Below are 24,957 nucleotides of genomic sequence, written 5' to 3'. Positions count from 1 at the left end.
CTAAAGCATTTTGGGGAAGGAAAAGCCGCTGATTTTTCTATGCTAAGCAGAAAAATCAGGGCTTTTATGTTCTGAGTGTTTTATATTCATAAACGACCGTTTTCGGTGCTTATTAACAAAAAATCAGTAGGATATTTAAGTTAATGTAGAGAAGGAATTGTAAATAATTGGAACAAATATGCAGATTTAATCATTCTTCAAATGTTCCTATTTTCTTTTTGACTCTTATTATTGATTAACAACCTTCATCTAAGATAAATCATATTTATTATTGAAAATACGTCTTATAACAAACATTGTAAATCTAACCAATAATAAGGAAAAAGAGAGAGAATAAAAAGTAGTTTTCCAATTCCATCCATTTTTATATTTAATAAGACGTGTATTTTTTTCTAACCATAGCTCAGCAATAGTCATAGGTATACTAAAATACAGAACTTTTAAAAGGCATTGAATGATGCGGGAATCCTTAGTTAGTTGATTATAAAAGACACAAGTAATTGGGAAAAGTATGTAATCAAACAACACGCTTGTTTTAACTTGTTTTGGAAATCGGGTGGGATATTGAACATAGCCTCTTTTTACAATCAGATTATCGACCAATGATGCATAGTAACTTTTTATAAAGAAAACAAGGAGCCAGTCCTTTGTATGTGATTTTTTTATTAAGTATATAAAAGAACTAATACCAAAGAAATAAAGGAATTTTATAAGGTTTATTTCAAATTTTCGACCCAATGTTTAGCACCTCCACAAAGATAGGTTATCTTTGATGCAGGAGTTTATACTAAGGACATTTCAAAATTTGATAAGTAAACAGTGAATAAACAAGGTTCTAATTTGATATAAAATTGTTTCCTAATTGTACACATTTTCACTTAAACGAACGAGTGCTTTAGTTATAAAAGGTTTAGGTATTCCAAATAAAGAAACTCGCCAATTACTATGGCGAGTTTCTTTATTTGGAATACCAGTACCGATGTCAAAACGACGGCCATTTCGGCACGGATTTTTAGAAAAGCACCTCAAAACGGAACCCTTTACTTCATCTTGTAAGGCTTTTGTTGAAATAATACCGATGGCTTATATTGGTTAAATGACAGGTAGCACACGAAAAATGAAAGATAAAATCACATGAATAATAATGACTAGTCACGCTTTAAGATTATTCCATTCTTTTGTAAAACCGTCATGATTTCTTTGTTATTTACCAACAGCATCATACAGATTATGTTGACAGTAAGATGTCGCTATTTCTTTAAGACCATAAAGTGATCATAATGGTACTCCTACCCGAAGCTTCCCTAAATACTCTCCAAACCCCACGTCTTCTGCAACAATATATGTCTCCAGCTGATATAACCACCTTGTTCTCATTAAGAAACAAACAGATTGTCTGAGGCATTATTTTTTCATATCTTTTTATCAAATGGTATAAAAAGTGCATGTAGGGGAAGATAGGTATATCAAGCTTTGCAAGAGAAAGGGCAAAACATAATACCTATAAAATTATTTTTGATCCGTGAGGTTTTATATAGGGTGGGGTAAGGGGTAAAAGACTGTATTAGCGGCTTCTTTTAAGTCTTTCAATACTTTATTTATGTTATTCTAAGAATTTTATAAAAAAAATAAATCCTAAAAGAAATTTTTTCATTATCACTTGACTTTACCAATAAAAAGGAGGAGACGCATGCACCATACCTCACATAAAGTAGAGATTATTTTCATTGTTCTGGCCATTTTTGCACTCTGGAACGCTGCTTCCAATTTTTTTAGTGTGAAACGCGTTTTAATTGGACGGCCTATGAGAACATCAGAGTTAAATGCTCAAAAAAACAAGTTAATTTGGTTCATTGCTCTTCCTATCCTTTCGGCAGATTTATATTCATCGGTTGCATATGGGCCAGAAGCAGGGATGACCGAACTCGCAGGACTTGGACCAAGCGCCAAGTGGTTGATCGTTCCCATTACTTTTTCAACGATTTTCCTTTTAATCATACTCATTTTGTCCTATATTATGGGCATTCTTGCATATCCAAATGGTGGTGGTTCTTATGCAATCGCCAAAGATAATTTTAAGGAGAAATGGGTCGCTTTACTGGCTTCCAGCTCCTTGTTGGTAGACTACATATTAACCGTATCCGTATCCGTTTCTGCTGCTGTAGAGGCGGTATCATCAGCATATCCAGTCGTTGCTCCCTTTGAGACCATTCTAGCAATCCTTTGTATAGTCATCCTGTTAGTGATCAATCTGAGGGGTGTAGCAGAATCAGCCAAAATTTTCGCTTGGCCAACTATCGGATTTATGACTTGTATGCTTGTACTGGTTTTCACGGGCCTTCTTAATGAGAGCCATCTTGGTTTTGTCCAAAAGAATACTCCTCCATTTGGAAGTATACCAAAGGGGTTAAGCAACTTGCTTTTACTTAAAGCTTTTAGCTCAGCGTGTTCTGCCTTAACAGGAATTGAAACCATTTCCAATTCAGTTCCTGTGTTCAGAGACCCTAAACCAAAAAGTGCGATCAAAACCTATATTGCACTTGGCATTATTACTTCCATTACGTTAATTGGATTTGGTTATCATTTATATGTACAAGGGATTAGCCCTAATGTCCATAATACCATGCTTTCCCAATTAGCTGCCATCTATTTCGGCCATGGTATCTTCTATCAAATCATTATTTGGTTTACCTTTTTAGTCCTCGTATTAGCAGCTAATTCCACTTTTACAGGGTTCAGCCAACTGGCGGCCATTGTTGCTGAGGACGGTTTTCTTCCACGTGCCTTGACTCATCGAGGAGACCGGCTTGGATATTCGAATGGAATTATCGTGCTGGCTTCCACAGCCAGTATATTGATTATCACTTTTCATGCTCATACCAATGCCTTGATTCCTTTATATGCCATTGGGGTTTTCCTTTCCTTTACGATTGCTCAAATCGGGCTTGTGAAGCGATGGAAAAGAGAAAAAGGTCCTCATTGGAAGACTAAACTCATGATTAATGCTGTAGGAGCTCTGGTTACTTCTGCTGTAGCTTTTATTTTTGGAGTGACGAAATTTACAAGCGGTGCGTGGATTGTACTTCTCATCATTCCTATACTCATCTTTTTATCGCTTAAGGTATATAGACATTATGAAGAAGTCACAAATGAATTAAAGATAGATATCCATACCATTCATCCTGAAGAAAGTCAGGTGATTTCACTTGTTTTAGTTTCCGGGGTTCATCATTTAGTGAACACTACACTTTCCTTTGCAAAAGGGATTTCAGACCATCCCATTGCCATATATGTAGGTTTTGATGATCAATCGATTGAAAGGATGGAGGCAGAGTGGAAAGAGTGGGGTTCACCATGTCGGTTGGTTACAATAAAAAGCAGATACCGTTCCGTTCTGCAACCTTTAACCCGTTTCCTTCGTTTAATAGAAGAGAAAAAACCGGATCAGGCCCAGGTACAAGTCATTATTCCGCAGTTTATATCAAAGAAATGGTGGCATAATTTACTGCATAATCACATGGCTTTATTTTTAAGGGTGTGGCTCATGAGAAATAAAAATATAATTATTACTATGGTTCCATATCATTTAAAGCAATAGTCTATCTAGTATGAAGTAACTCACGAAAGATAAACAAGTTATATCGTTTGACAGCTTGGGCATGAGCTCAGTTTAGCAACGGTCTCATGCCTTTTTAATGTTGCCGTGGTTCGTTTTGAACATTAAACTTTCATTCTTAGAACGTTCTACATTTCAAATTCTACTATATTAATAAATTCAGCTTTTTATAGTACTAAGAAATTGTTAATAACGGCATTTTCGAAAAATTCCCTTTTCGTCCCGTCCGCCCAAGGTGTTATACCATGTTTAGAAAACATGTCGATCTTGTTCTTTTTAGTACCGCTATTCTTGAGGAAGAATAAAGAGGGTGTTCTCGTTTGTCAAAAGTTTAATTGGCAAAAAACTTGGTTTTGACAGTTTAAATGAGATGCTTCTTATCGTTTTTTCTTCTTATTATCAACAGCTGCAGGTTGAGCTTTACTAATCTTTTCAAGAAGAACATGTGCCTGAACGATATTTTCCTCAATCTGTTTCACATCTACAATTTTTCCTTTTCGGCCTTTAATCTTTATCTCCTCATTAACGGATGGAGCCTGCTTTCGAAGCTGGCTTAATACTACAGATTGATTCTCCACGAAATGAACGACATGCATATTTTTATCTCTCCTTTAATTACCTAATGAAATTTCAACCGAATCGTTGTAATTCATTCTATGAGAAAATTCAAAATGCAGAACGTCTATGCCGATAAAAAAATAGAAGCTAGGTACCGAAAATAAAATTCCATTTACATTAATTTTGATTGTTGCCTATTCTTTTATTCTATTTAAAACATCCATTCATCTATTTAAAAACTAAATCAAAAAACTTGATGAAGCCCTACCAAAATAAGAATAATTCCTGCTATAAAGCTTGCTTGTCTTCCTAACCTTTCTCCTGACACCCTTGATCCCAGGTATGCACATACACCGACACATACATAACTGAAAACTCCTGATATGAGGGAAGTGATCCAGATGTTAAGATGAGTAATCCCTGTATCGAATCCACCAGCTAAATTATTGATAGATAAAGCAACCCCTAAGAGAAGGGATTCAAGCAAACCAACGGATTTTGATCCATCTAAATCGGCGTCTTCAGGGTTTTGTAAAATTTGCAACAACAAATTGCGATTCGATGGACGATGTTTTACCCTTTTTTCAATATAGGGCTGACTGAGTACCCATACGCCAATCGTCACCAAAACGATCATCCCGATGATGTTGCAAACAAAGGGGGACAGCCAGATAGATACCCAGTTCCCAAAAAGACCTCCTAGAAGCGCAAACAGAAATCCTATAAAAGCAATGATTGAGTTTGCCACAAATGGAACTTTAATTTTTTTTATTCCATAGGCAACACCAACCCCTGCATTATCCAAATTTGAAGCTACGCCAATCGCAATCATCAACAGCACATTCTCTAGATGCATTTCCATTCCTCCCGTCTAAAGTAAACTATTCAAAATGATGTGGAAATGTGCTTATCCCCTGCATATATTGTTGATAAAAACTCAACACATTTATTAAAAAGGGGTGAATAGGAATGTCAGAAAAAAATCATGCCAAGGACTTAGGCTTTCTGTTAAAAGGATTACTAAAAGAAAAGTCATTATCCATGCGAAAGCTTAGTGTACTGACGGAAATTGATATTGCAACCATCTCACGAATTATAAATGGAAAACAGCAGGCAAAATTGAATCATTTACAGCAATTTTCTCTTCATTTGAGCATTCCTTTAGAGAAGTTAATTCAAGCTGCAGGATACGATATAGGCGGAAAACAGGAGGAAGTCCCCTCAGATATTCATTACTCCTTCGATATGATTCAAGAAATTCTTAAATCTTACAAACTAGTTGATACAACATTTACGATTTCCCGCATTCAGCAGGAATTAGCTAAATATGAACAATACGCCAAGACAGAAGAAGGGCACCAGCTGATTTGCAGAGATTTTCAAACAAAGCTTGAGCAAGTCGGCAATGCGGGTCCCTTTATTGAACAGCTAAGAGATCTGTATATGAAGTATTGTGATGAAGTAACGCTATTACATGAGCGAACCATCCTAGGAAGCGCGTTATTATATTTTATTTTATCTACAGACATTATCCCTGATTACGTGTTTCCCATTGGATATTTGGATGATGCCATAGCTGTACAGCTTGTCATCAATCGTCTCGCAAAATAATCCATCCATTTGAATAACGCTTGATTCACACCCTTTTCACATTCTTAAATCAGCACTAGCTTCTATTGAAGATTTAAAATCAAGATCAAAGGAAAGTTTTTTCTAATAATCTAAAAAATGCAAACCTTTCTAGATGAAAAAGTGCTACTATAGGGAGAGTGAAAAAACGGTTTCATTGGCGAGCACGATGCCTCCATTATTAAAAAAGGGCCGGTGGGAATACATGAAACTTATAAAGCAAATACTCCGTTTAGCTATTCCATCGATTGCTACTTTTTCATCCATGACAGTGACGGGTTTGCTGATCTTAATGATTGTTGAAAAGCTGGGGGCGACAGCCATCGCGGTAGTAGGTATCTCCAATATTTTAATGTATAACTTATGGGCATTATTCTCCGGAAATCAGGGTGCTATTAACTATTTAGTGGCACAGAACGTGGGTGCAGGGGATATAAAAATTGGGAATCAGCGAATGCAAATCACCATGATATTAGCAGCTATGCAGGCTCTTCTTTTATTTGTAGCGAGTTTTATCTTTCCTCATTTCATTTTAGAAATCATGGGATCGAATTCAACGATTCTAGAGGCTGGAGCTCCTTATGTTCAAGTAAGAATGTATGCTATGGTGTTCACTGTGTTTAATATCGTTTTCTATGCTTATATGAGAGCAACAGGGGATACGAAGACCCCTATGATCCTTTCTTTAGTGAACAGTGCATTAGTGGTCATCTTAACGTATGTCCTTGCCTACGGGAAGTTTGGTTTTCCTGATATGGGATTGCAGGGAGCCGGCTGGAGCATGGTGGCAGCGGAGGGGATCACCTTTCTTCTAAATGTTTTCGTGTATTTCCACATCCTTAACAAAGCCTATTCCACCCGATCGTGGGTTCCGATTAAATGGCTTCAGGTTCGGCTGCTGCTCGTTGAAAGTACAAAGCTTGGAATCATGGAATTATCAAACAGCTTAGGTATGCTTGTCTTTACAAGCTGTATCACCCGTCTTGGAACAGTGGCCATTGCAGCCAATGAAATTGCGTTAAATATCCTTTCCTTTGGCTTCATGCCCTCAAATGGATTTGGAGCAGCTTCCACGGTTGGAATCGGCCAAGAAATCGGTAAAAAGCGCCCGTTGGAAGCAAAACGGTTTGGTCTGGTAACGGTATATCTAGGATTAGGTTTTATGGCGTTATTTTCCGTCTTCTTATTCCTTTTTTCCTTGCCGGTGGCGAAAATGTATACGATAGACGCTGCCGTTTATTTAACATCCGTTTCCCTTATCCATCTGGCTTCCTTTATTCAATTGTTCAGTGGAGCCGGCATTATTTTTGCCGGGGGACTTAGAGGAGTAGGGGATACCACTTTTTTATCAAGAATGGCATTATTATTCAACTGGTTCCTATTTATTCCTTTAACGATTTTATTGACTCAAATTTATCACTTCGGGCAAACGGGCGCATGGACGGCTTATTGCAGTTTAATCGTTCTGACGAGCATAGCCAACGCCTGGCGATATACCACTTTTCGCTGGAATTCAGCAAAAAGTAAATCAGTCACTATTTCTCATCCAGATCCGGTTCACGGTGTATAGTGATACAAGAAAAAAAACAAACCCATTCTTTATTTCCTTTGTTGAAGGCAGCCAATCACAGAAAGGTTGTCTTTTTTATTTTTGCTTAAAAGACGGTATATGAAATTACAATTAAAAACAGTGGAAAAAATTTACTTGTTTGCGCTTTCATAAAATACTTGCTATCTTTATGAGCATCACGTACAATTTAAAAACAGGTTAGTTTTATCATCGAACAAACAAACGGAGGATATTATGAATAGAATAGGTCACCAAGACTATATAAAATCGATAAATAGAGCTCTCGTCTTAGAAACAATCCGAAATGACCAACCCGTTAGCAGAGCAGAATTGGCAAGAACACTTGGCTTAAGCCGTTCGACTGTTTCTTCTGTTGTCGATGAACTGTTAGCTAAGAGATTCGTGATGGAACTCGGTTTAGGAGATTCTACTAATGAAGGCGGCAGAAGGGGGATGAAGCTCGCTTTTAATGCCAAATCTGCTTTTGGAATAGGAGTGGATATAAAAGAAAGTGGAATGCTCCTTATGATAACGGACTTAGATGGGAATGTGACATATGAGAAAAAAACAACACCCACTAATAAAGTTGCATATGTCATTGAGCACATCCAGACCTTTATTCAAGAATGTGGGATAAATGAAGATCTATTTATTGGTTTAAGTGTAGCCGTTCCATCAGTAGTGGAAAATACAAAGGATATTGTAGTAGATGCTCCTTCTCTGGGTTGGTTTAATCTGAATTTAAAAAAGGAGTTAGCCGCTTATTTTTCCATTCCGATTTATATAAATAACGATGTAGACTGCAGTGCGTTAGGCGAAAGATGGCTTGGGAATGGGGCACAAACAGATAATATGTTTTATATGTCCATAGATGCCGGGATAGGCGGCTCTATTATAGCAAATGGTCAGTTAATCCAAGGCTCTCACTATTCAGCTGGGGAAGTGGGATATTTCATCGATAAAGAGGATACTGTACATTTTGAGCCTCCCATCGCCGGTCAATACGGTCCTTTTGAAAGAAAGCTAATTCCGCTGATTAAAGAGTTTCAGGAAACCGGAATTCCTTCAAAAGCCCTTACGCTGAATTTATCGATTGCCATCACTAACCTGGTAAACTTACTGAATCCTGAGAAGATCATCATTGGCGGTGTAGAAGGTCCCTCGCTCGCCCCAATAGTAGAAACACTGGAACAAAATGTGAGACGATTCTCACCCATACAATCAAAAATAGAAATTGCCTGTCTTGGTGAGAGGGCTCAAGCACTAGGAGCACTTTGGTATTTGTTTGAACGAATTGTTTTTTCTCCCTTATAGGATAGGCCTGGTGCTAGACAAAGACAAGACACATTGGTTAATCCGCTTAATCCGCTCATTTTTTTAAATATTAATTCTTTCTATAAATTTCATCATTGAAATAAAAACAATGTTAAAAAAGACACACTTTATCGGAGGATAATATGACGAACGAAAAAAATGGATTCGTCCGGGGAATTGGGTTATTACAGGCAACCGCTATTAATATGTCGCAAATGATGGGGGCTGGCCCATTTATCACCATCCCTATTATTCTATCAACGATGAGCGGCCCACAGGCCATGTTCGGATGGATTGTAGGCGCTTTACTTGCTATGCTGGATGGCTTGGTTTGGAGTGAACTTGGTTCCTCGATGCCGGGCGAAGGAGGAACCTATGTTTACTTAAGAGAAGCATTTCAATATCGAACAGGGAAATTTGTGCCTTTTCTTTTTATATGGTCTACAATCATAGCAACACCTATGATTATGTCCACGGGAGCGATTGGATTGTCAAATTATCTTATTTACTTCTTCCCGCATATGACCCATCTGGATACAAAGCTTGCAGCTGTAGCGGTTACAATTATAACCATTGCATTTTTATACAGAAGGATTCATTCTATCGCTAAAATCTCAACGGTTCTTTGGGCTGGGATGATATTAACCGTGATTCTCGTTATCGCTGCAGGTGCCACCCATTTTAATCCGCATATGGCATTCTCTTTTCCCAAAAATGCTTTTGCGCCATCTAAATTCTTATTGGGACTTGGTGCCGGAATGCTTATTTCCATTTATGACTATATGGGATATTACACATCCTGCTATCTGGGGGATGAGATTAAAAATCCCGGAAGGACCCTTCCTCGGGCTGTGATCCTTTCCATCTTTTTTGTTGCTATTATTGATTTATCGATGAACTTTGGCATTATTGGAACCGTTCCGTGGCAAGAAGCGATGAAAAGTCAAAATATTGGAACCGAATTTATGCAAATGGTCTGGGGGAAACCAGGTGCCATTATCATTACTTTACTCATCATTTGGACTTGCTTTGCTTCGTTATATACAGGGTTACTGGGAGCATCCCGTTTGCCTTATAATGCAGCAGTAGACGGATTGTTTTTTAAGCCATTTGCAAAAATGCACCCGAAATTTCAATTCCCTCATATCTCACTTCTTGTAATGGGTGTCATAATGGCCATTTGCTGTTTTTTTGATTTGTCACAAATTATAAACGCCCTTATGGCAATGACCATTGTGGTACAATTTATTGGGCAGATTATCGCTTTGTCCATCCTTCGGAAAAGACAACCAACTTTAAAACGTCCATTTAAACAGCTGCTTTATCCGCTTCCTAGTATTTTGGCGTTTATTGGCTGGGCATTTGTCTTTTATTCTTCCGGCTGGACCGCCATTCGTCTAGCGATTATATGGACTGCCTTAGGAATTGTTGTATTTCTTTTCTGGGCACGGCGTCACAAAGCATGGCCATTTGGTGAAAAACAAATCAAAGAGAACTACTTGGACCGAATTTAGCATAGTAAAATATATAATAATTATCGTTGCGGAGGAATGAAAGATGCATAATCAATTACTTTTGGCTATCGATTTTGGCGGGACAAAGGTGGCAATCGCAACGGCTGATTTGAAGCAGGGAATTTTAAAACGAACAGAGATAACGTCACGCAACATTAATGGATATAAACTCATTCAAAGAGCCCTTGATACCGCTCAAAGACTGCTCGAAGACACAAAGAAAGAAAATGACCTGGATTTGGCTGCAATTGGAATCGGAACATTTGGAGTTGTATTTGAGGATCATGTTGAATTAGCGCCCAATGTAGAGGATTGGGATAAAATTAATATTGGTGAGCATGTTAAAGATAGATTTGGAAACATTCCTTTTTCTATCGAAAATGATGTTAAGGCTGCTGCACTTGCAGAACTGCGTAAAGGAGCATTAAAAGGGACGGATCACGGCTTATATATTAATTTTGGTACCGGTATTTCTGCTGGCTTTACATTTGGAAATCAAGTAATCAGAGGCCATAATGGGGCTGCTGGTGAAATTGCCTACTTATTGAAAAGCAAGCAGGAAATGAAAGGGTTCCAATCTAACTATGCTCCATTTGAAGCTTATGCCAGCGGTTCAGGATTGTCAGAACGTGCAAAGAATGATTTTGGAAATGAGATGACAGTTGAAAAATTATTCTCCGAAGCAAAAGATAACCCGGAAAAAAGGACATTTTTAAAAGATACCTTTAATGAAATAGGGTTCCAGATTGCCAATCTTGCCATTGCCTGGAATCCTGAAAAAATTGTTCTTGGGGGTGGTTTAATGCATCAATTTAATACCATTCTCCCAACCATTGAAAGCTATTTTCAACAGTTTGTCCCTTATCAGCCTAAAATAGAAAAAGCGCATTTTGACCGCGATGCAAGCTTATTTGGGGCTGTCGAGCTTGCACATGATCTTTTGAGAGGTAAGACATCCTTTTAAATAAAAAATGGAACCCAATCACAATTAAAGGAATATGGTTTCTTTCGTAAATGAAAATATAGAAATATACATCGTGTATGCGGTATTAATTGCATATAAAATTAGCTCAGTTATAGTTTACTGAGCTATTTTATAATATACTTAATTTTTCTGTTTTCAAAAAAATATCAATAGGCATCAAAATCCTCATTGTGAATGATCCTTCGTTATTTTCTTTTTCATCAGGCTTGCTTAGTATCAATCCAACCAAAGTTTCTTCCTTTTATGATGAAGAAGTCGTAGACATCAGCAATTTTTTTATCTCGGCCATCTCTTGTTTAAGCTCCTTTATATCGGTCAGCTTTGATTCAATACGAGCTAAATCGTCCTGCATGTCGTCAATTTCTCTTTCAGCTTTATAATTAATCGCAAAATCAATGGATGCTTCTTTTTTGTCCCGCTCTGCCTGACGATTCTGGCTCATCATAATAATCGGGGCTTGAAATCCTGCCAAAAAAGATAAAAAGAGATTAAGCAAAATAAACGGAGCTCCATCAAAATGATACGTGAACGGCAAGGTATTCCATACGATCCAGGTTATCAGAAATCCTGCGAAGATTATTATGAACCTCCAACTTCCCCCAAAACAAGCGATTTGATCCGCCAAACGGTCTCCAAATGATGTTTTTCTTTCATATTGCTTATCAATATGGCTGATAACGGTATGTTCATAGTCCGTCACCAGACGATTGATGCGGCCAATCATTTTCTTATCCATCTTGTTTCCTTGCTTATTTGTATCCTCCATATAATTGAGCCCTCCTGTGTTGTTTTCTATCCATCGGCTGCCTCTTATCTAAGGTGGTAATCTCTTTTTTATTCAAAATTAATCTATAAAAGGCGTACATTGTTTATCTACCCAACTCTTTCGATAACTAACAACATTTACTCATTTAATTGATAAAAAAAATCATTTTCAATTACTTTTTTTGCAGAAAATCTAAAAGAAAAAATGAGCTATGCTTGGGGACATTTTTTTTACCACTCACTATTGGTGAATGAAAAAGGAGGGATGGTTGAAGGGAGCTAGGAGAATAAAAATGAAGGAATCCTTATTAGAAAAAAAGGGATACTTCCACTCGCTCATGAAGGTACCCTCTAACTTAAATACATTTATTTTTGGTGTTCCATGGCCAGATGAATGGAAAGACCTGTTAAAACACTGGTCATCAGCCAGCGCTGTATCTTTAGCCATGCCGGCCGTCTTGTGAACCATAAAGCAATTATACTCGCTGTAAGGACAATAAGAAGATTTACGGAAAAACTGACTATAATTTGCACGGCGCCTAAGGCCGCTCCCTGATAGAGCAGTGAGACTTTAATGGATTTTCGAATTGAGGCAGGAGTGAAACATACAGCACAGCAATCTTAGGATTTAATAAATTTGTCAAAAAGCCCATTAGAAAAAGCTTGGTCGGTCTTTCGACAGGAAGATGACGTGGTTCTAAAACAGATGATAAGCCCGGTTTAACAGCCTTCCATGCCATCCACAACAAATATATGGCACCTGCCCATTTGATAGCTTTGTTGACCGCCGGCACAGTATTGAAAATTGCAGTAAGTCCTAGCATGGTCGCACATAAATAAACCACAAATCCTAAAACAACTCCCAATAAAGAGGTAATTCCTGCGATGCGGCCTTGAGTATAGATCACTACTACTTACGTATAATAGAGTAGTTAAAGGTTTAGAGGGATAATGTAGAAGGAAATATAAATTATATTTCTTCCAACAAAAACAGTGTATTGAAAATGTTTTATTAAAAGGAATAAAACTGTAAATTACACATAATTGTCATACAAAAAGGACACTCTTTAAAAATGAGTGTCCTTTTATAACCTTATAAAGCTTTATTATGACATTTTTAGATTTACATGATCGACGGTATGATCTTTCCCTACGATAAATTCCAGCTCATACTTACCGGTTTTATAGATATAGTTGATTTGGCTTGTCCCTTTTACTCTGCGAATGTGATCCGCTTTCCCAAGTACTTTGCCTAACACTTTAGGAGTGATAGAACCTAAATTATCCTTCCGTTCTACATTTGTACCAAAATAACGGATTTGTGAAATCGTTTTATTTTTGTTGTAAGAAAAGGCAAAGCCTGGCTGCCCCATATCAGCATGGTAATAGTCAAATCCGCCGCTTACTGTTTCAGGCGGCCCAAGCTTTTTATGAACATCTTTCTTCGTGCTTTTATTAATTTTTAGTCCTTCTGCAGCAAAGGGCATTTGTCCTTTAAAGGCTTCGTGGTAGATCATCTTTAATTTTTTTACTGCATCCTGCTGATAGGTATTCACATGAACCATTTTCACGTGAGCAGCGTGTGCCGGTTCTAAAGAAGGAGTATAAGCTGCACCTATACCTATAATCGATCCTGTTAAAGTGGTAGCTACTAATATTTTTGACTTCTTATTTAACATTTTATGTTCCTCCCATCTCAATCTTTTATACCCACAAATCAGTAATCCATAACATGTTTTACATCAAATAGAATATAACATTCGCCTAAATAAGACTCACTATAAAAATATGTCTCCTACTCTTTTCTTAGTGTCTTTGGCAGAATACGCTATTGTAATCACCTTATATAACAAAGAGAAATACCTTGGAACTGAATTTTAATGATCATCGTTCAGTATTTTTTAGCTTTTCTGGCTTATGGATCCTCTCACTATCCGTATTTACCATATGAATACTTGAGGTAGCTTTCATCATTAACTTTTCTTTCTCAACTGAATCATGTTCTCTTATAAAGAGATGGAAAAAAGCCTTAAAAAAATGAGTGATACTAAAAAAATAGAAACCCTTGCTACGCTATTAAGAGTTGACAAGAGCTGTTAATTGAAATGCGTATCATTTATGTTCGTTAAATAATTAGCTATTAAAGTTTAAATTTGGAAGTAAAAAAAAAATGACTGCAATGGCTAAGAATAATACAATGGGTGGTGGTAAAAAATGAAAATTGTCAGCATGTTCATTCTCCTAACGATGACCTTAAATAACACACTGATTTATCAGTTGCACTCTCTTATTTCTATTAATACTTTATAGTTAAATTAACGGTTTAAGAAAATAAAACGAAGGGGATAGAGACAGAAACAAAGTTATTCCTTTTAAATGTTAATGATCCATTATTTTGTTCGGCTTAAACTCCATAACCAATAATAGTTAACCATTTCTACTTGTAATAATCTTGGATCAAAATAAAAAAGCCGTCGAAACTTTCTCGACAGCCTAAGAAACCACCGTTTATTGCAAAGCGGATCGTTTCATATTCTTTTTCAATAATCGTATGGAGTATTCAGTCAATCCTATTACAAAGATTGAGACACCGACCATCGGCATTAAAATACCACCTATAACAGCAATTAATAATACCCCTAAATAAAACTTGTGGCCTTCAGAGGCCTTTGGTATTCCTATTTTTCCTTGAGGTCGACGTCTCCACCACATAGTTATTCCGCTTATTACAATGAAGATAAGAGAAAAACATGCTATAAGATCAATAATTAAATTTGTAACTCCGAAGTATCGACCCTCATGTAATGCAATTCCTGTTTCAATGGCTTTATCAAAAAAACTATAGTCTTTCCATCGGTAATTAAGTAAAACTTTACCACTATATTGATCAATGTCCATGGTGACATAATTTTTTACACTGCCTGCTGCCCATCCCCAAGTTGATATAATATATACCCCTTTGCCGCCTTCAGGCATATTTATTGTATAGCCTGGATAAACATTTGTATTATTAGCCAGGTTAATAATATTTTCAATTGGCAGCATTCCTTTATTTTTGTAAACCGATTCCGGCACTGGAAGATTTTCTGCTGACCAGGTTGTTTTGGCGATTTCTTTGTTTATTTTTTTAGACACAATACTGCCATTCAACATATTAGCTGGAGCATTCGTCAGATGATGTTTTTGAATAAATGAGTTTAATCGATTTCCAAATGAACATGCCCAAGGAAGTCCTGTCAATACTAGCATTATGAGTACAATCGTCATCCAAAACCCTACACTTGCATGCAGATCACGCCAAAATATTCTGGAGCCTTTTGTTGTTCGAATACGAAGAACTTCACGTATTGTTTGTTTCTCCCTAGGAAAATAAAGGTAAAGTCCCGTTAAGAGTAGAATGATGGCCCAAGATGCTGAAAGTTCAACAATATTATCACCTATTGTTCCAGCCAATAATTTCCCATGCAGATTTTCAATAATGTTCATCAATTCTTTATCATTTTCCAGCTCTCCAAGCACTTTCCCTGTGTAGGGATTTACAAACACAGTGTAGGCCACTTTACCTTGGTTTACTCCAATCTCGGTCGCACGCCGTGGATCATTTATATTAGTAAAGGATGTAATGGCAGCATCCGGATATCGCTCCTTTACAGCCGTTAGCTGTAAAGGAGGGGTTAATTCTTTTGACCCTTCTTGCACATAATGAAGGTTAGTATTTAACAAGGGGTCAAAATATGGCTTAAATAAATATATGGCCCCTGTAATAGCCAAAATAATTAATATAGGTGCAAAAATAATGCCAGCATAAAAATGCCATCTCCATATGGATTGATAGAGCCGCGTTCTTTTGCCTTTGCTGGGTTTATTTGTAGAGTGATCTATTTTTTTTACTGCTTTCATTCAATTCTCCTTTTTTCTGCTGTAAATCTTTTTTGAAAAATAAAGAGTTACTCTAGATGATCTTTATAATAAGAAAAATATAGCCACTCTATATACTAACTCTTCTGTTTAATTCCGAATTAACACCCCCATTAACTCCATAAGGGAGGTTTTTTGTTAATTTATTCAGTGGGTTTGTTTTATTCATCTTTATAAGCTTTTGCCCAATAAATAAGAAGTCCAACAACTAGAATCATCACAACTGCAAAGCCCAACAAAAACATCCATGTATACTGTCCAAGACCCATGTCCATAACGAACCCTCCTAACGATTAAAAATAAATTTCTATACTTCTTAGTAGCTTCTTACAATAACAAAACTAATATATATAGTTTCTGGTAAAAAGGAATTGAATAAAGGACGGGAATAAACTTGATAAGCGCAACGATTGAAATCATCATTGAGAATCAAAAAGCACCTCGCCTAACATTGTTTTTTCTTACCAATCGGCTTACTAATCAACCTCCCGTATTTATTATTGTTCCTTTGTTTTCCGATATCGAAAAATAGAGAAACCAATTTTTTTATTTAAGACTCGCATTCATTATATACACGAGAGTACTTCCTCAAATGACCCTAAGGAGTGATTTTATTGGAAAATACAACTTATTTATTGAACAAATGTTAAAATAGAAGATATTTAAAGAAGAAATAGGTGATTTTTTGAAGTATCGGCAAATCAAATGGCTAATTCTAATTATCCCTACTATAACAATTGGACTTTGGGAATATATTCGCCACGTATTTTTGTTACCTTATATTTCCATGACAGTCGGGAATTTTCTTTCTCCAGTCATTATTTTTGCGGTTACACTTATTTTTTTATTGAGGTTATTTTCAATATTAGAGCAATTGCAGGAAGAACTAAGGCAAGAAAAGGCAAAAAAAGCAGTCCTAATTGAAAGAGAAATTTTAGCAAGAGAGTTACATGATGGAATGGCTCAATCACTATTTTTACTTTCTGTAAAGCTTAACAAATTGGGCAAAAAAACAAACCTTTTACAACATGAAGATTTTCAAAACCTTAAACAAACATTAAAACGTGTCGACCAAGATATTCGTCAATCTATCACGAATCTAACGCATCCAAGTAATGAAGATTATTTTAGCTGGGAAAAGCAAATATCTTATTATTTACACGAAATTCAAAATAACCATTCTATTCATATAGAATTAAACTGGGGAATTACTGAAGCTACTTTATCAACTAAGGAAAAAATTGAATTATTCGCATGCATTAAAGAAGCAGTTATGAACATAATAAAACATGCCAAAACAGAAAAGATTTGGATAATCTCCAAAGAAACAACAAATGGTTGGGTATGTGAAATTAGAGATCGTGGAATAGGATTTATAAATGATGACATGCAACCCAGAAAAGGATTCGGATTACAAATTATTAAAAATCGGGCAAAAGAAATGGGCTGGGAGTTCTCAATAAACAGAATAAGTAATGAAACAATTGTTACAGTTAAAAAGGAAGCAAAGCATGCTATTCTTTCTAATTTCGGAGGTTAAAGTTTTCACTAAACCTTTACACAATGAGGTAATATAGCTTTTCTACTTAATTCTTTGATGGAAAATATAAAATGCCTATGTCTTTTCTTCCTTCTGAAATCTGGGAAAATCATTTCGGTTAGGTGTTACAAATTATAAAAGCTAAGATAATAAATGATACAAAACAAATTCCCTTTACAACCTGTAAAGGGAATTTGTTTTGTATTTCATATGATTTTGTACATCCTAAGTATTAGTGAAAACATGATTTTTATGCTACTGTAATAAATTCGCCATAAACCCTTATTAATTTTGTTTGTAAATCACCCTTTAGGGTTATTGTATGATAGCGAAAATTCTCTATAATGAAAGGCGCATTACTTTTGTGTTTATCTTTTTAATTAGGAATGGAGCCTTTATGTTTCGGTCTATAAGAATAATTCATCGTGTTACTGGAATAATAGGATCAATCATTGTATTAGTTATGGCCATTACCGGCCTGCTCCTGAATCATCGGTCATTAATCGGGTACAATTCTACATTTGCTTTTCAATTGCAACAGTTTATTTTTTCCCTCCATTCCGGTGCCGTTGATAATGTGTCATTTATCTGGGTTACCGATCTTGGAGCCATTTGTATGATTGTTTTTAGTATCACTGGAATCACCATGTGGTTTAATATCCAAAGAAGAAATAAAAAACGTAATAAAAAGGAGAAATGAACATGAACAAAAAATTAATTGCGACAATCGGACTTGCTTCCATGCTAGGACTAGCGGGCTGCAGTACATCTTCCCATAAAGATTCCTCTATGTCAGGAATGAGCCAGAAAGATATGAAAAATATGAATAAAACGCAACATCAAGCAAGCAAAGTTAATCCGCCATTAAAACAAGCTTTCAATGATGAGCTGAATGGATTCACTAAAATCCAGCAGGACATTAAGAATAAAGACTATAAAGCTGCAACTACCCTGGCATCTAATCTTCACGATGAATTCCATGCTGCTATCCTTCCTCCGTTAAAGGCAAAGAAGGGGACAACTTATGCGGAAAGCATTCATGCAAAATATGATGAATTGCAAGATGCCATCTCTTCAAAAGATGAAGCGAAAATGAATCAACTTATCAAAGTAAATCGTGATAATCTTCATACCGTGGCAAAAATATTAAATGTTAATTTAAATCAATAACCATAATAAAACCAGGAAACCCATTATTTATACGAATGGGCTTCCTGGTTTTTTGATAAGACCGAATATATTCCGAATGGATGATAAAGACCCATTTTAAACGTTTAGCAGGAACATAATATTTTTTAAAAATTTTCTATAAGTAGTCCCTGTTGGATTATATTATTTTATTGAAAAGGTTTTAATATGTCCGTATATAATGCTCCAGGTAAATGCAAATAAAACAGTTAGGAATATGGAAACGGTGTATAATCCCCATTTAGGTATCATATCGGCTATCATTACACCCATGACACTACCCATGACTCCAGCAACTATCCCATCTTAGGCTGCGATTTTATCTTTAAACGGAAAACTAATGACTCCACTAACCAAAATTCCAATTATTAATCCGACGATGAAGGAGGCACTTATATAAGAGTTCATTATAGCTGCAATATTAGTACAAATCGTCATCGTAGAAATCATTCCCAATGACATGGGGAGTGAATGAACAAGCCTGCTATGTTGTGCAATTAATTGCTGCATCTGATTTTTTTGCCTTCGCAAAGTAAACACAATATGGAAAACAATCAGTACACAAATGAATAAAATGACACTAGCAAAAATCCATGATTCTCCTGATGATTCCATCATACTACTCATTCCTTTTTCAAAATGTTTTTTCTATATGTTCCATACTAAATAGTACAGGAGTCACTATTAGTAACTTTTGCACTACATAAAATATGTATTCTGTTAATAAAAATAAATACCAATCTATTAATAATCATGAAGAAAAAAATACATCATGTAGCCTTAATTAGACAACATTATAAATGACTAACCTATTCTTTGAGTTTATTGAGTATTAAAGCAAAATAGTCAGTCAGGACTTTTGTATGCAAAATGTTAATTTAGGTACTGTTCAAAAAATAGTAACGTTTTCTCTGAAAAATCACCCTATAGAGCCATAGCTGTAACTTATAGGATGTATATAATAAATTCAGATATAGTCTTAAAATATAATTTAAGAAGGGAAAGGGCAAAACATGAGTTCAAAAAAATTAGTGAAAAACAAGTCAGGGCCATTCCCGTCATTTACATTAGCTTTAGTGGTATCGGGACTTGGGCTGCTTACCTTTATTCCTTTTTACGTATGGATTTACTCTCTTCAATCACATGATAAAAGTCCGGCAGCTATAGCCATGGCTTCTATGCACATGAGCAGGTTGAACATTTTCTGGGCATTTCCCATCTTGCAGGCATCCGGTCTTGCAGCACTTATTTGGTCGTATATTGGGGTTCTTCTCGGTCTTATGGTATCGGGAAAAAATACCTCTTGGTTTCCATTTAAGAAAGCTCAGTTTAATCAGATACACCGGCAAATTTCCCTTCTCGTTATTGGTTTAATGCTCATTCATGCGATTGCAACAGCTTTCGATGCCATGGGTGACAACTTTATTACGGTTTTCATTCCTTGGCAGACAAGTTGGAAAGAAGCTACATTAGGTTACAACCTTGGGATTTTTGCACTTTATCTGGCTATTCTGCTTGGTCCTACCTATTACTTGCGCGAAAGACTGGGAACTCGCACATGGATGTTTGCTCATAGGTTTACTTTATTTATTTATATCTTGTCTGTATGGCACACTTTAATACTTGGCCTCGACACTTCATACTACTCTTGGGTGCGTCCATTTATTTGGATTATCCAAATCCCATTACTATTACTTCTCATAAGGAGGCTCTTATTAAAGCCTTCACGTACTGGTAAGAAGGCACCCAATAGCTCTCAAGCAAGTACAAAGGCTATACGCTATGGATTGGCCGTTTTAAGCGGAATTGTAATAATGTTAATAATTATTATTGTCCTAACTGGACATTCGGGATTTATTCCTGTCGTTTAATACAAATTGAAAATTTAATGATCTTTCAGAAGGCAGATTATGCATCACATACTTATATTTTTACATATATTAAGTGCTTTATTGTTAGGAGTTTTTATTATTGTCCCATTTATTATCAAGCGGCTTAATACTTTATCATCCTTAGAGCAAAAGGAATTATCAGGTGTTTTGTTAGGATTTGTTAAAGTAGGAGAAGTTGCACTAGTTGGGTTGCTGTTGACTGGGGGTGGAATGATTAGTGAATTTGGGAGAATCCCTTCATCATTATGGATGAGCATAACAGGTGTTTTATTACCTATTATTGGAGCTTCTCTTGGTATGATGCATAGTAAATTAAAGGTGCTAAGAGCAGCAAAGCAGGCTAAAAACAAAACGGATGGCTACCATAAAAGATTACAAGTTTACAGTTGGATAACAATGGTATCTGTTCTTTTAGCTATTTTAGTTATGACGAATCCTGAGATTTTATAAATCAAGAAATTTTAAGTAAGATTTTTATTGAAAACAATTGTAAATAATAGGAATCATTTAAAATTGAAAGTATTGCTTTGAAAGAAACTTATAAATAAATACAAAAAAAGGGAACGACTCGTTCCCTTTTTTTGCTCAACATTTAAATCTTTTTATCCCTTATTCCATTCGATTTACCGTACACATACTTTTACATTCAGGTAAATCTTTGCAAGCTTGGTTTTACGATTAACAGAACCATCGCTTAATTGTGGACAACCACTTTTGTACCATACGGGATATTATCATAAATCCATTTTGCATCCGGAATAGTAAGATGGAAGCAGCCATGAGAATCTTTTTGTCCTAATTTCTCAGCATCCTTCGGTATCACTTTTTTATCTTGGGTCATTGGCACGCTGTGGAATAAAAATTCACCATGATTTTTCCATGAAACCCAATACTCTGCCCCTTCTTTATACTTAGGTGAATAGAACCAGGTTCCTCTTTCAGCCTGAATATGGTATGTACCTGTCGGGGTTGTCGTATCCGGCGTAGTGTCTATACCGCTAGAAGTTACCATCGTATAAATGACCTTTTGGTTATCCATAATATACACTCTTTGCTTCTTGATCGAGACATCAATCCATATAGGTTCATTGGCTGTCAGTGTTGGATATGGCCCTCCTGAAGGTTTGTTCCAATTAGGAGGAGCAGCCTTCACTGAGTTTGATGGATTGTTTGATGTTTTTTTGGCTGTAACGGTGGACGATTTTGTTTCAATCTGTTTTGCCTCTGCTTTATGTTGCTCCAGGCTGCACCCTGACAAACCTGCTGTTAAAATAAAAAGAGCAGCTGCAAATCCTTTCATATTCTTCATTTTAATTCTCCTGTTTTATCCTATTTTCCAGAGGGAACACCCTCTATTTGTTATCATTTCGTTTTGATTAAAGCGAAACCAATACGATTTATTTTACTAAACGATCTTATTCCCGTCAAACGATAGAGTCTGTTTGCTAAGTGGAAATTAACCGTGAAAAGTCCTTTACTGCCAGGGGGTTTAAAAGGATAGAGAGCAAAAAGGGATTCTGGCCGTTTGAAAAGAGCATGATGAAGATAAGCCATTTTCCATGAGACTAAACAACTGTTTTTTGAAACTTTTCTATCTGATTGTTAAATGGGGCTTTCTTTACTAACAACCAACATTTTTTAAATTAAAGATTATATTTTAATAGAAATCTGCCCATACTAGTTTTAAGTTTAAAAAGGTATGGAGGTTAGTAAAATGATACAAAACCACAGTAAGAGAATATCTTTTATCGTACTATCCGTTATAAGCATGCTTGTGCTCCCTATTGCCATCATTCTTTTTCAGAACACTGTCGATGCGCATGCTTCTTTTCAGGTAAAGGTAACAGCGTTTGATCTCAATGTGAGAAAAGCTGCAGATAACAAGAGTAAGATTATTGGAATGGTCCATCAGGGCGACAAACTAGAAATCATTCAAACAAAGAATAGATGGGATCAAATTAAACTACCAAACAACCAAATGGGATGGGTAAACACTGCATACCTTACTCCCACTGAAGGAGTTTCCGCAAAGGTTGAGGCCGTTGTGTTAAAAGTTCGAAAAAATCCGGGATTATCTAGCCCCGTTGTTGGCAGGCTGCATTTTGGAACAAGAATCATCGTTTCCGAGGAACAAGGCGGATGGGCAATGATCCAATCTTCCTCTGGAGTTCAGGGGTGGGTATACGAGTATTACATAAAAATAGAAGGAAAAAATGAAACAGTTGTTCCTTCTCATCACAAACCACAAAAAGCAGACACTGAAAAAACATCCGCTTTTGGAGCTTCCTTTGAAAATAAAACTCTGTTACAGTCAACACCATCATCCCTTGAATCCAATCCTGCACCAACACAGAGCCAGCCACTCCTAGGAAAAACCATTGTGCTGGATCCTGGACATGGCGGAAAAGATGACGGAACAACCAGCATTGTAGGAACACATGAAAAATCATTAACCCTACCGACAGCCGAACTTGTTAAACAAAAGCTTGAAAGTGCTGGTGCTAACGTCTTAATGACACGGACGAGCGATACATATATTCCATTGCAACAACGTTCGGATCTTTCAAACCAAACCCATGCGGATGCTTTTATTAGTTTTCATTACAACTGGTCAAATGATTCATCCATAAACGGTATAACCAATTTTTACTATCAAAAAAGAAATAGTTTAAGTTTGGCCTCAGATATATTAAATGAGGTCGTTAAAACAACGCATTTACAAAAAATCGGCACAAATTTCGATAACTTGAGCGTTTTACGAAACAATTCACAGCCAAGCACACTCATTGAACTTGGATTTCTATCCAACAAACAAGAAGATTCCACAGTTGAAAGTGACGCTTACCGCGAAAAAGTTGCGCAAGGAGTCTACTTGGGGCTGCTCGATTTTTTTAATCAAAAAAATAAGTAATATTACAAGACAAGAAAGAGGAGGAACCCTTACACAATGTAGGGGTTTTTTTGTGCGTGAATCTCACCATTCTCCATAAATAGCTGCATTATCTATGTATTTTCACATTATTTTTCTGTTGCTTCATATAATTCTAATAGTAATGAAAATAGTCTCTTTTGTTGCCCATCCGTATTGATTTCCTTTAATAGAGTAGGACATAAATCGAAATTATTCCGAATAAAATAGTGTAAACAGACTTACTAGTTTTGGGAAGCAAATTGTCCTAAAAGGTTATGATTCACTTTATATAATAAAGAGACTGTTTTATTGTCCGTTTAATTTCTTGAAACAAGGGAGGCATTTATGAGTGAGTACTCAAACCGTTATACTCAAAATCCTGTTATACAACGTTTAAGAAGATATTTTTGGATTTTTGTGATTGTGCTTCCCCTTGTTGTCATGATGATCCCGAGCGTCATTGTGAATTATTTCAGCTCAAAGTCCACGATGGAAAATTTTTCATCCATACCAACACATCAGCACAATCTAAATCAGAAGAGTGTACCAAAACCACTAATAACGCTTGGCTGGTTATCCGGAACAGCGTCAAGCATAGAGCAATTGAATGACTATGAGAATTTAGATGTCGTCTCGCCTGATTTTGCTGTAATTGATTCAAACGGTCATTTAAAGCTGGACCCCCAGCAGAATTTCAGCACGATGATAGAAACACAGGGGAAGAAAAACTGGCCGCGTATTACAATGGAGTTAGATACAAAGGCTGCCAACCATGTATTTTTATCTAATCCCGCCCAGCAGCAACAAGTTATTCAGTCCTTGTACCAAGCGGCTATCCAACAGCAGTGGGAAGGGGTGAATATCGATATGGAGAATGTAGATGTAAGGGACCGCGATCTGTTTTCACAGTTTATTGAAAATCTTTCAGCTGTATTGCATAAATCTCATCTCATCCTATCCGTGGATATCCCGCCAGATCAAAAGGAAGGGGAAAATCAACTGTCTCCCTTTGATCATGCTGATCTAGCGAAAACCTGTGATTACCTGGTTTTTATGGGGTATGACGAGCATTGGTCAACAGATCCGATTGCCGGCCCTGTCACGTCCCTTAATTGGTTAGATGAAAATATAAAGGAACTCATTCAGACAGGCATTCCTTCCGATAAAATCATTTTAGGCCTTCCATCATATACACGGCTTTGGGAAAGTAACGCGAAAGGTTATATTGTTAATAATCCAGCCTTTGCTGTTGGATATGTAGAAAAATTAATGAATGAAAACCATCATTCCTTAAATTGGGATAGCACCCTAGGGGAATACTATACATCATATGATGTAAATAATATTCACTATCAAGTGTGGCTACCAAGTCAAAAATCGTATGATCTTTATTTAAAGCTTTGCTCAACCTACCATTTGGCCGGCGCAGCAGTATGGAACCTGGATTTCATGACATCTGCCTATTGGAATAGCATAGATCAGTTCAAAAGCATCACAATGAGTCCAAAGCAAAAAACAGTTTCTTCTTCCTAATTCTCTAGGCCTTTTATATCAGAA

General features: G+C 36.4%; 21 protein-coding genes and 1 pseudogene. 13 read left to right on the top strand and 9 right to left on the bottom strand.

What is annotated here, in order from left to right; genetic code table 11:
- Positions 1–249: 249 nt before the first annotated feature.
- Positions 250–738, bottom strand: a complete 489-nt coding sequence (locus A5N88_RS23365) for a CBO0543 family protein (protein WP_066271341.1) — start codon at positions 736–738, stop codon at positions 250–252.
- A gap of 952 nt (positions 739–1,690) precedes the next feature.
- On the opposite strand from A5N88_RS23365, the gene A5N88_RS23360 reads away from it, so the two are divergent.
- Positions 1,691–3,598 carry an APC family permease gene (locus A5N88_RS23360; protein ID WP_083953362.1) on the top strand — a complete coding sequence of 636 codons (1,908 nt, stop codon included), beginning with the start codon at positions 1,691–1,693 and terminating at the stop codon, positions 3,596–3,598.
- Positions 3,599–3,993: 395 nt separating this feature from the next.
- Here the strand turns inward: A5N88_RS23360 and A5N88_RS23355 are convergent, their stop codons facing one another.
- Together A5N88_RS23355 and ytaF are read right to left on the bottom strand one after the other, a co-directional pair.
- Positions 3,994–4,212 carry a hypothetical protein gene (locus A5N88_RS23355; RefSeq protein WP_066271339.1) on the bottom strand — a complete coding sequence of 73 codons (219 nt, stop codon included), beginning with the start codon at positions 4,210–4,212 and terminating at the stop codon, positions 3,994–3,996.
- A gap of 206 nt (positions 4,213–4,418) precedes the next feature.
- Positions 4,419–5,030, bottom strand: a complete 612-nt coding sequence (gene ytaF, locus A5N88_RS23350; RefSeq protein WP_066271331.1) for a sporulation membrane protein YtaF — start codon at positions 5,028–5,030, stop codon at positions 4,419–4,421.
- 113 nt (positions 5,031–5,143) lie between these two features.
- Here ytaF and A5N88_RS23345 point away from each other — a divergent pair, with 113 nt between their 5' ends.
- From A5N88_RS23345 to A5N88_RS23325, 5 genes are all read left to right on the top strand, one after another.
- Positions 5,144–5,785, top strand: coding sequence for a DUF1232 domain-containing protein (locus tag A5N88_RS23345; protein WP_066271330.1), 642 nt, complete (start codon positions 5,144–5,146; stop codon positions 5,783–5,785).
- Between the two features lie 223 nt (positions 5,786–6,008).
- The gene (locus tag A5N88_RS23340; RefSeq protein WP_066271516.1) at positions 6,009–7,373 is read left to right on the top strand and encodes an MATE family efflux transporter; all 1,365 of its coding nucleotides are present in this window, start codon (positions 6,009–6,011) and stop codon (positions 7,371–7,373) included.
- A 234-nt stretch (positions 7,374–7,607) separates the two neighbouring features.
- Positions 7,608–8,687, top strand: coding sequence for an ROK family transcriptional regulator (locus A5N88_RS23335; protein ID WP_066271329.1), 1,080 nt, complete (start codon positions 7,608–7,610; stop codon positions 8,685–8,687).
- Between the two features lie 143 nt (positions 8,688–8,830).
- On the top strand, positions 8,831–10,201 hold the full coding sequence (locus A5N88_RS23330; RefSeq protein WP_066271328.1) for an APC family permease: 1,371 nt from the start codon (positions 8,831–8,833) through the stop codon (positions 10,199–10,201).
- A gap of 43 nt (positions 10,202–10,244) precedes the next feature.
- The gene (locus A5N88_RS23325; protein ID WP_066271326.1) at positions 10,245–11,165 is read left to right on the top strand and encodes an ROK family protein; all 921 of its coding nucleotides are present in this window, start codon (positions 10,245–10,247) and stop codon (positions 11,163–11,165) included.
- 262 nt (positions 11,166–11,427) lie between these two features.
- Here A5N88_RS23325 and A5N88_RS23320 read toward each other — a convergent pair whose 3' ends face one another.
- From A5N88_RS23320 to A5N88_RS23305, 4 genes and pseudogenes are all read right to left on the bottom strand, one after another.
- Positions 11,428–11,952, bottom strand: a complete 525-nt coding sequence (locus A5N88_RS23320) for a DUF1003 domain-containing protein (protein ID WP_066271325.1) — start codon at positions 11,950–11,952, stop codon at positions 11,428–11,430.
- A 365-nt stretch (positions 11,953–12,317) separates the two neighbouring features.
- Positions 12,318–12,850: pseudogene (locus tag A5N88_RS23315) on the bottom strand (LysE family translocator); the annotation flags it as partial.
- A 207-nt stretch (positions 12,851–13,057) separates the two neighbouring features.
- On the bottom strand, positions 13,058–13,630 hold the full coding sequence (locus A5N88_RS23310) for a YjgB family protein (RefSeq protein ID WP_066271321.1): 573 nt from the start codon (positions 13,628–13,630) through the stop codon (positions 13,058–13,060).
- Positions 13,631–14,459: 829 nt separating this feature from the next.
- Positions 14,460–15,851 (bottom strand): PepSY-associated TM helix domain-containing protein, encoded by a 1,392-nt coding sequence (locus tag A5N88_RS23305; protein ID WP_066271316.1) that lies wholly within the window; start codon positions 15,849–15,851, stop codon positions 14,460–14,462.
- Positions 15,852–16,554: 703 nt separating this feature from the next.
- Between A5N88_RS23305 and A5N88_RS23300 the strand changes: the two genes are divergently transcribed.
- From A5N88_RS23300 to A5N88_RS23290, 3 genes are all read left to right on the top strand, one after another.
- A complete protein-coding gene (locus A5N88_RS23300; protein ID WP_066271313.1) occupies positions 16,555–17,409 on the top strand; it encodes a sensor histidine kinase in 855 nt (284 codons plus the stop codon).
- A gap of 397 nt (positions 17,410–17,806) precedes the next feature.
- Positions 17,807–18,109 carry a hypothetical protein gene (locus A5N88_RS23295; protein WP_157090829.1) on the top strand — a complete coding sequence of 101 codons (303 nt, stop codon included), beginning with the start codon at positions 17,807–17,809 and terminating at the stop codon, positions 18,107–18,109.
- Positions 18,110–18,111: 2 nt separating this feature from the next.
- The gene (locus A5N88_RS23290) at positions 18,112–18,579 is read left to right on the top strand and encodes a hypothetical protein (protein ID WP_066271307.1); all 468 of its coding nucleotides are present in this window, start codon (positions 18,112–18,114) and stop codon (positions 18,577–18,579) included.
- A gap of 324 nt (positions 18,580–18,903) precedes the next feature.
- Here A5N88_RS23290 and A5N88_RS26020 read toward each other — a convergent pair whose 3' ends face one another.
- Positions 18,904–19,215, bottom strand: coding sequence for a hypothetical protein (locus tag A5N88_RS26020; protein ID WP_232317657.1), 312 nt, complete (start codon positions 19,213–19,215; stop codon positions 18,904–18,906).
- 395 nt (positions 19,216–19,610) lie between these two features.
- On the opposite strand from A5N88_RS26020, the gene A5N88_RS23280 reads away from it, so the two are divergent.
- Positions 19,611–20,468 carry a ferric reductase-like transmembrane domain-containing protein gene (locus A5N88_RS23280; RefSeq protein ID WP_066271306.1) on the top strand — a complete coding sequence of 286 codons (858 nt, stop codon included), beginning with the start codon at positions 19,611–19,613 and terminating at the stop codon, positions 20,466–20,468.
- Between the two features lie 39 nt (positions 20,469–20,507).
- The gene (locus A5N88_RS23275; protein WP_066271305.1) at positions 20,508–20,939 is read left to right on the top strand and encodes a hypothetical protein; all 432 of its coding nucleotides are present in this window, start codon (positions 20,508–20,510) and stop codon (positions 20,937–20,939) included.
- Positions 20,940–21,183: 244 nt separating this feature from the next.
- On the opposite strand, the gene A5N88_RS23270 is transcribed toward A5N88_RS23275, so the two are convergent.
- Positions 21,184–21,789 carry a L,D-transpeptidase gene (locus A5N88_RS23270; protein WP_157090839.1) on the bottom strand — a complete coding sequence of 202 codons (606 nt, stop codon included), beginning with the start codon at positions 21,787–21,789 and terminating at the stop codon, positions 21,184–21,186.
- 414 nt (positions 21,790–22,203) lie between these two features.
- Here A5N88_RS23270 and A5N88_RS23265 point away from each other — a divergent pair, with 414 nt between their 5' ends.
- Both A5N88_RS23265 and A5N88_RS23260 read left to right on the top strand, forming a co-directional pair.
- A complete protein-coding gene (locus A5N88_RS23265) occupies positions 22,204–23,400 on the top strand; it encodes an N-acetylmuramoyl-L-alanine amidase family protein (protein WP_066271301.1) in 1,197 nt (398 codons plus the stop codon).
- Between the two features lie 345 nt (positions 23,401–23,745).
- The gene (locus tag A5N88_RS23260; protein ID WP_066271299.1) at positions 23,746–24,933 is read left to right on the top strand and encodes a glycosyl hydrolase family 18 protein; all 1,188 of its coding nucleotides are present in this window, start codon (positions 23,746–23,748) and stop codon (positions 24,931–24,933) included.
- Positions 24,934–24,957 lie beyond the last annotated feature (24 nt).

This window comes from Heyndrickxia acidicola, from assembly GCF_001636425.1.
GTDB classification, from domain to species: domain Bacteria; phylum Bacillota; class Bacilli; order Bacillales; family Bacillaceae_C; genus Bacillus_AE; species Bacillus_AE acidicola.
This window is presented reverse-complemented; position numbering and strand designations above follow the sequence as displayed.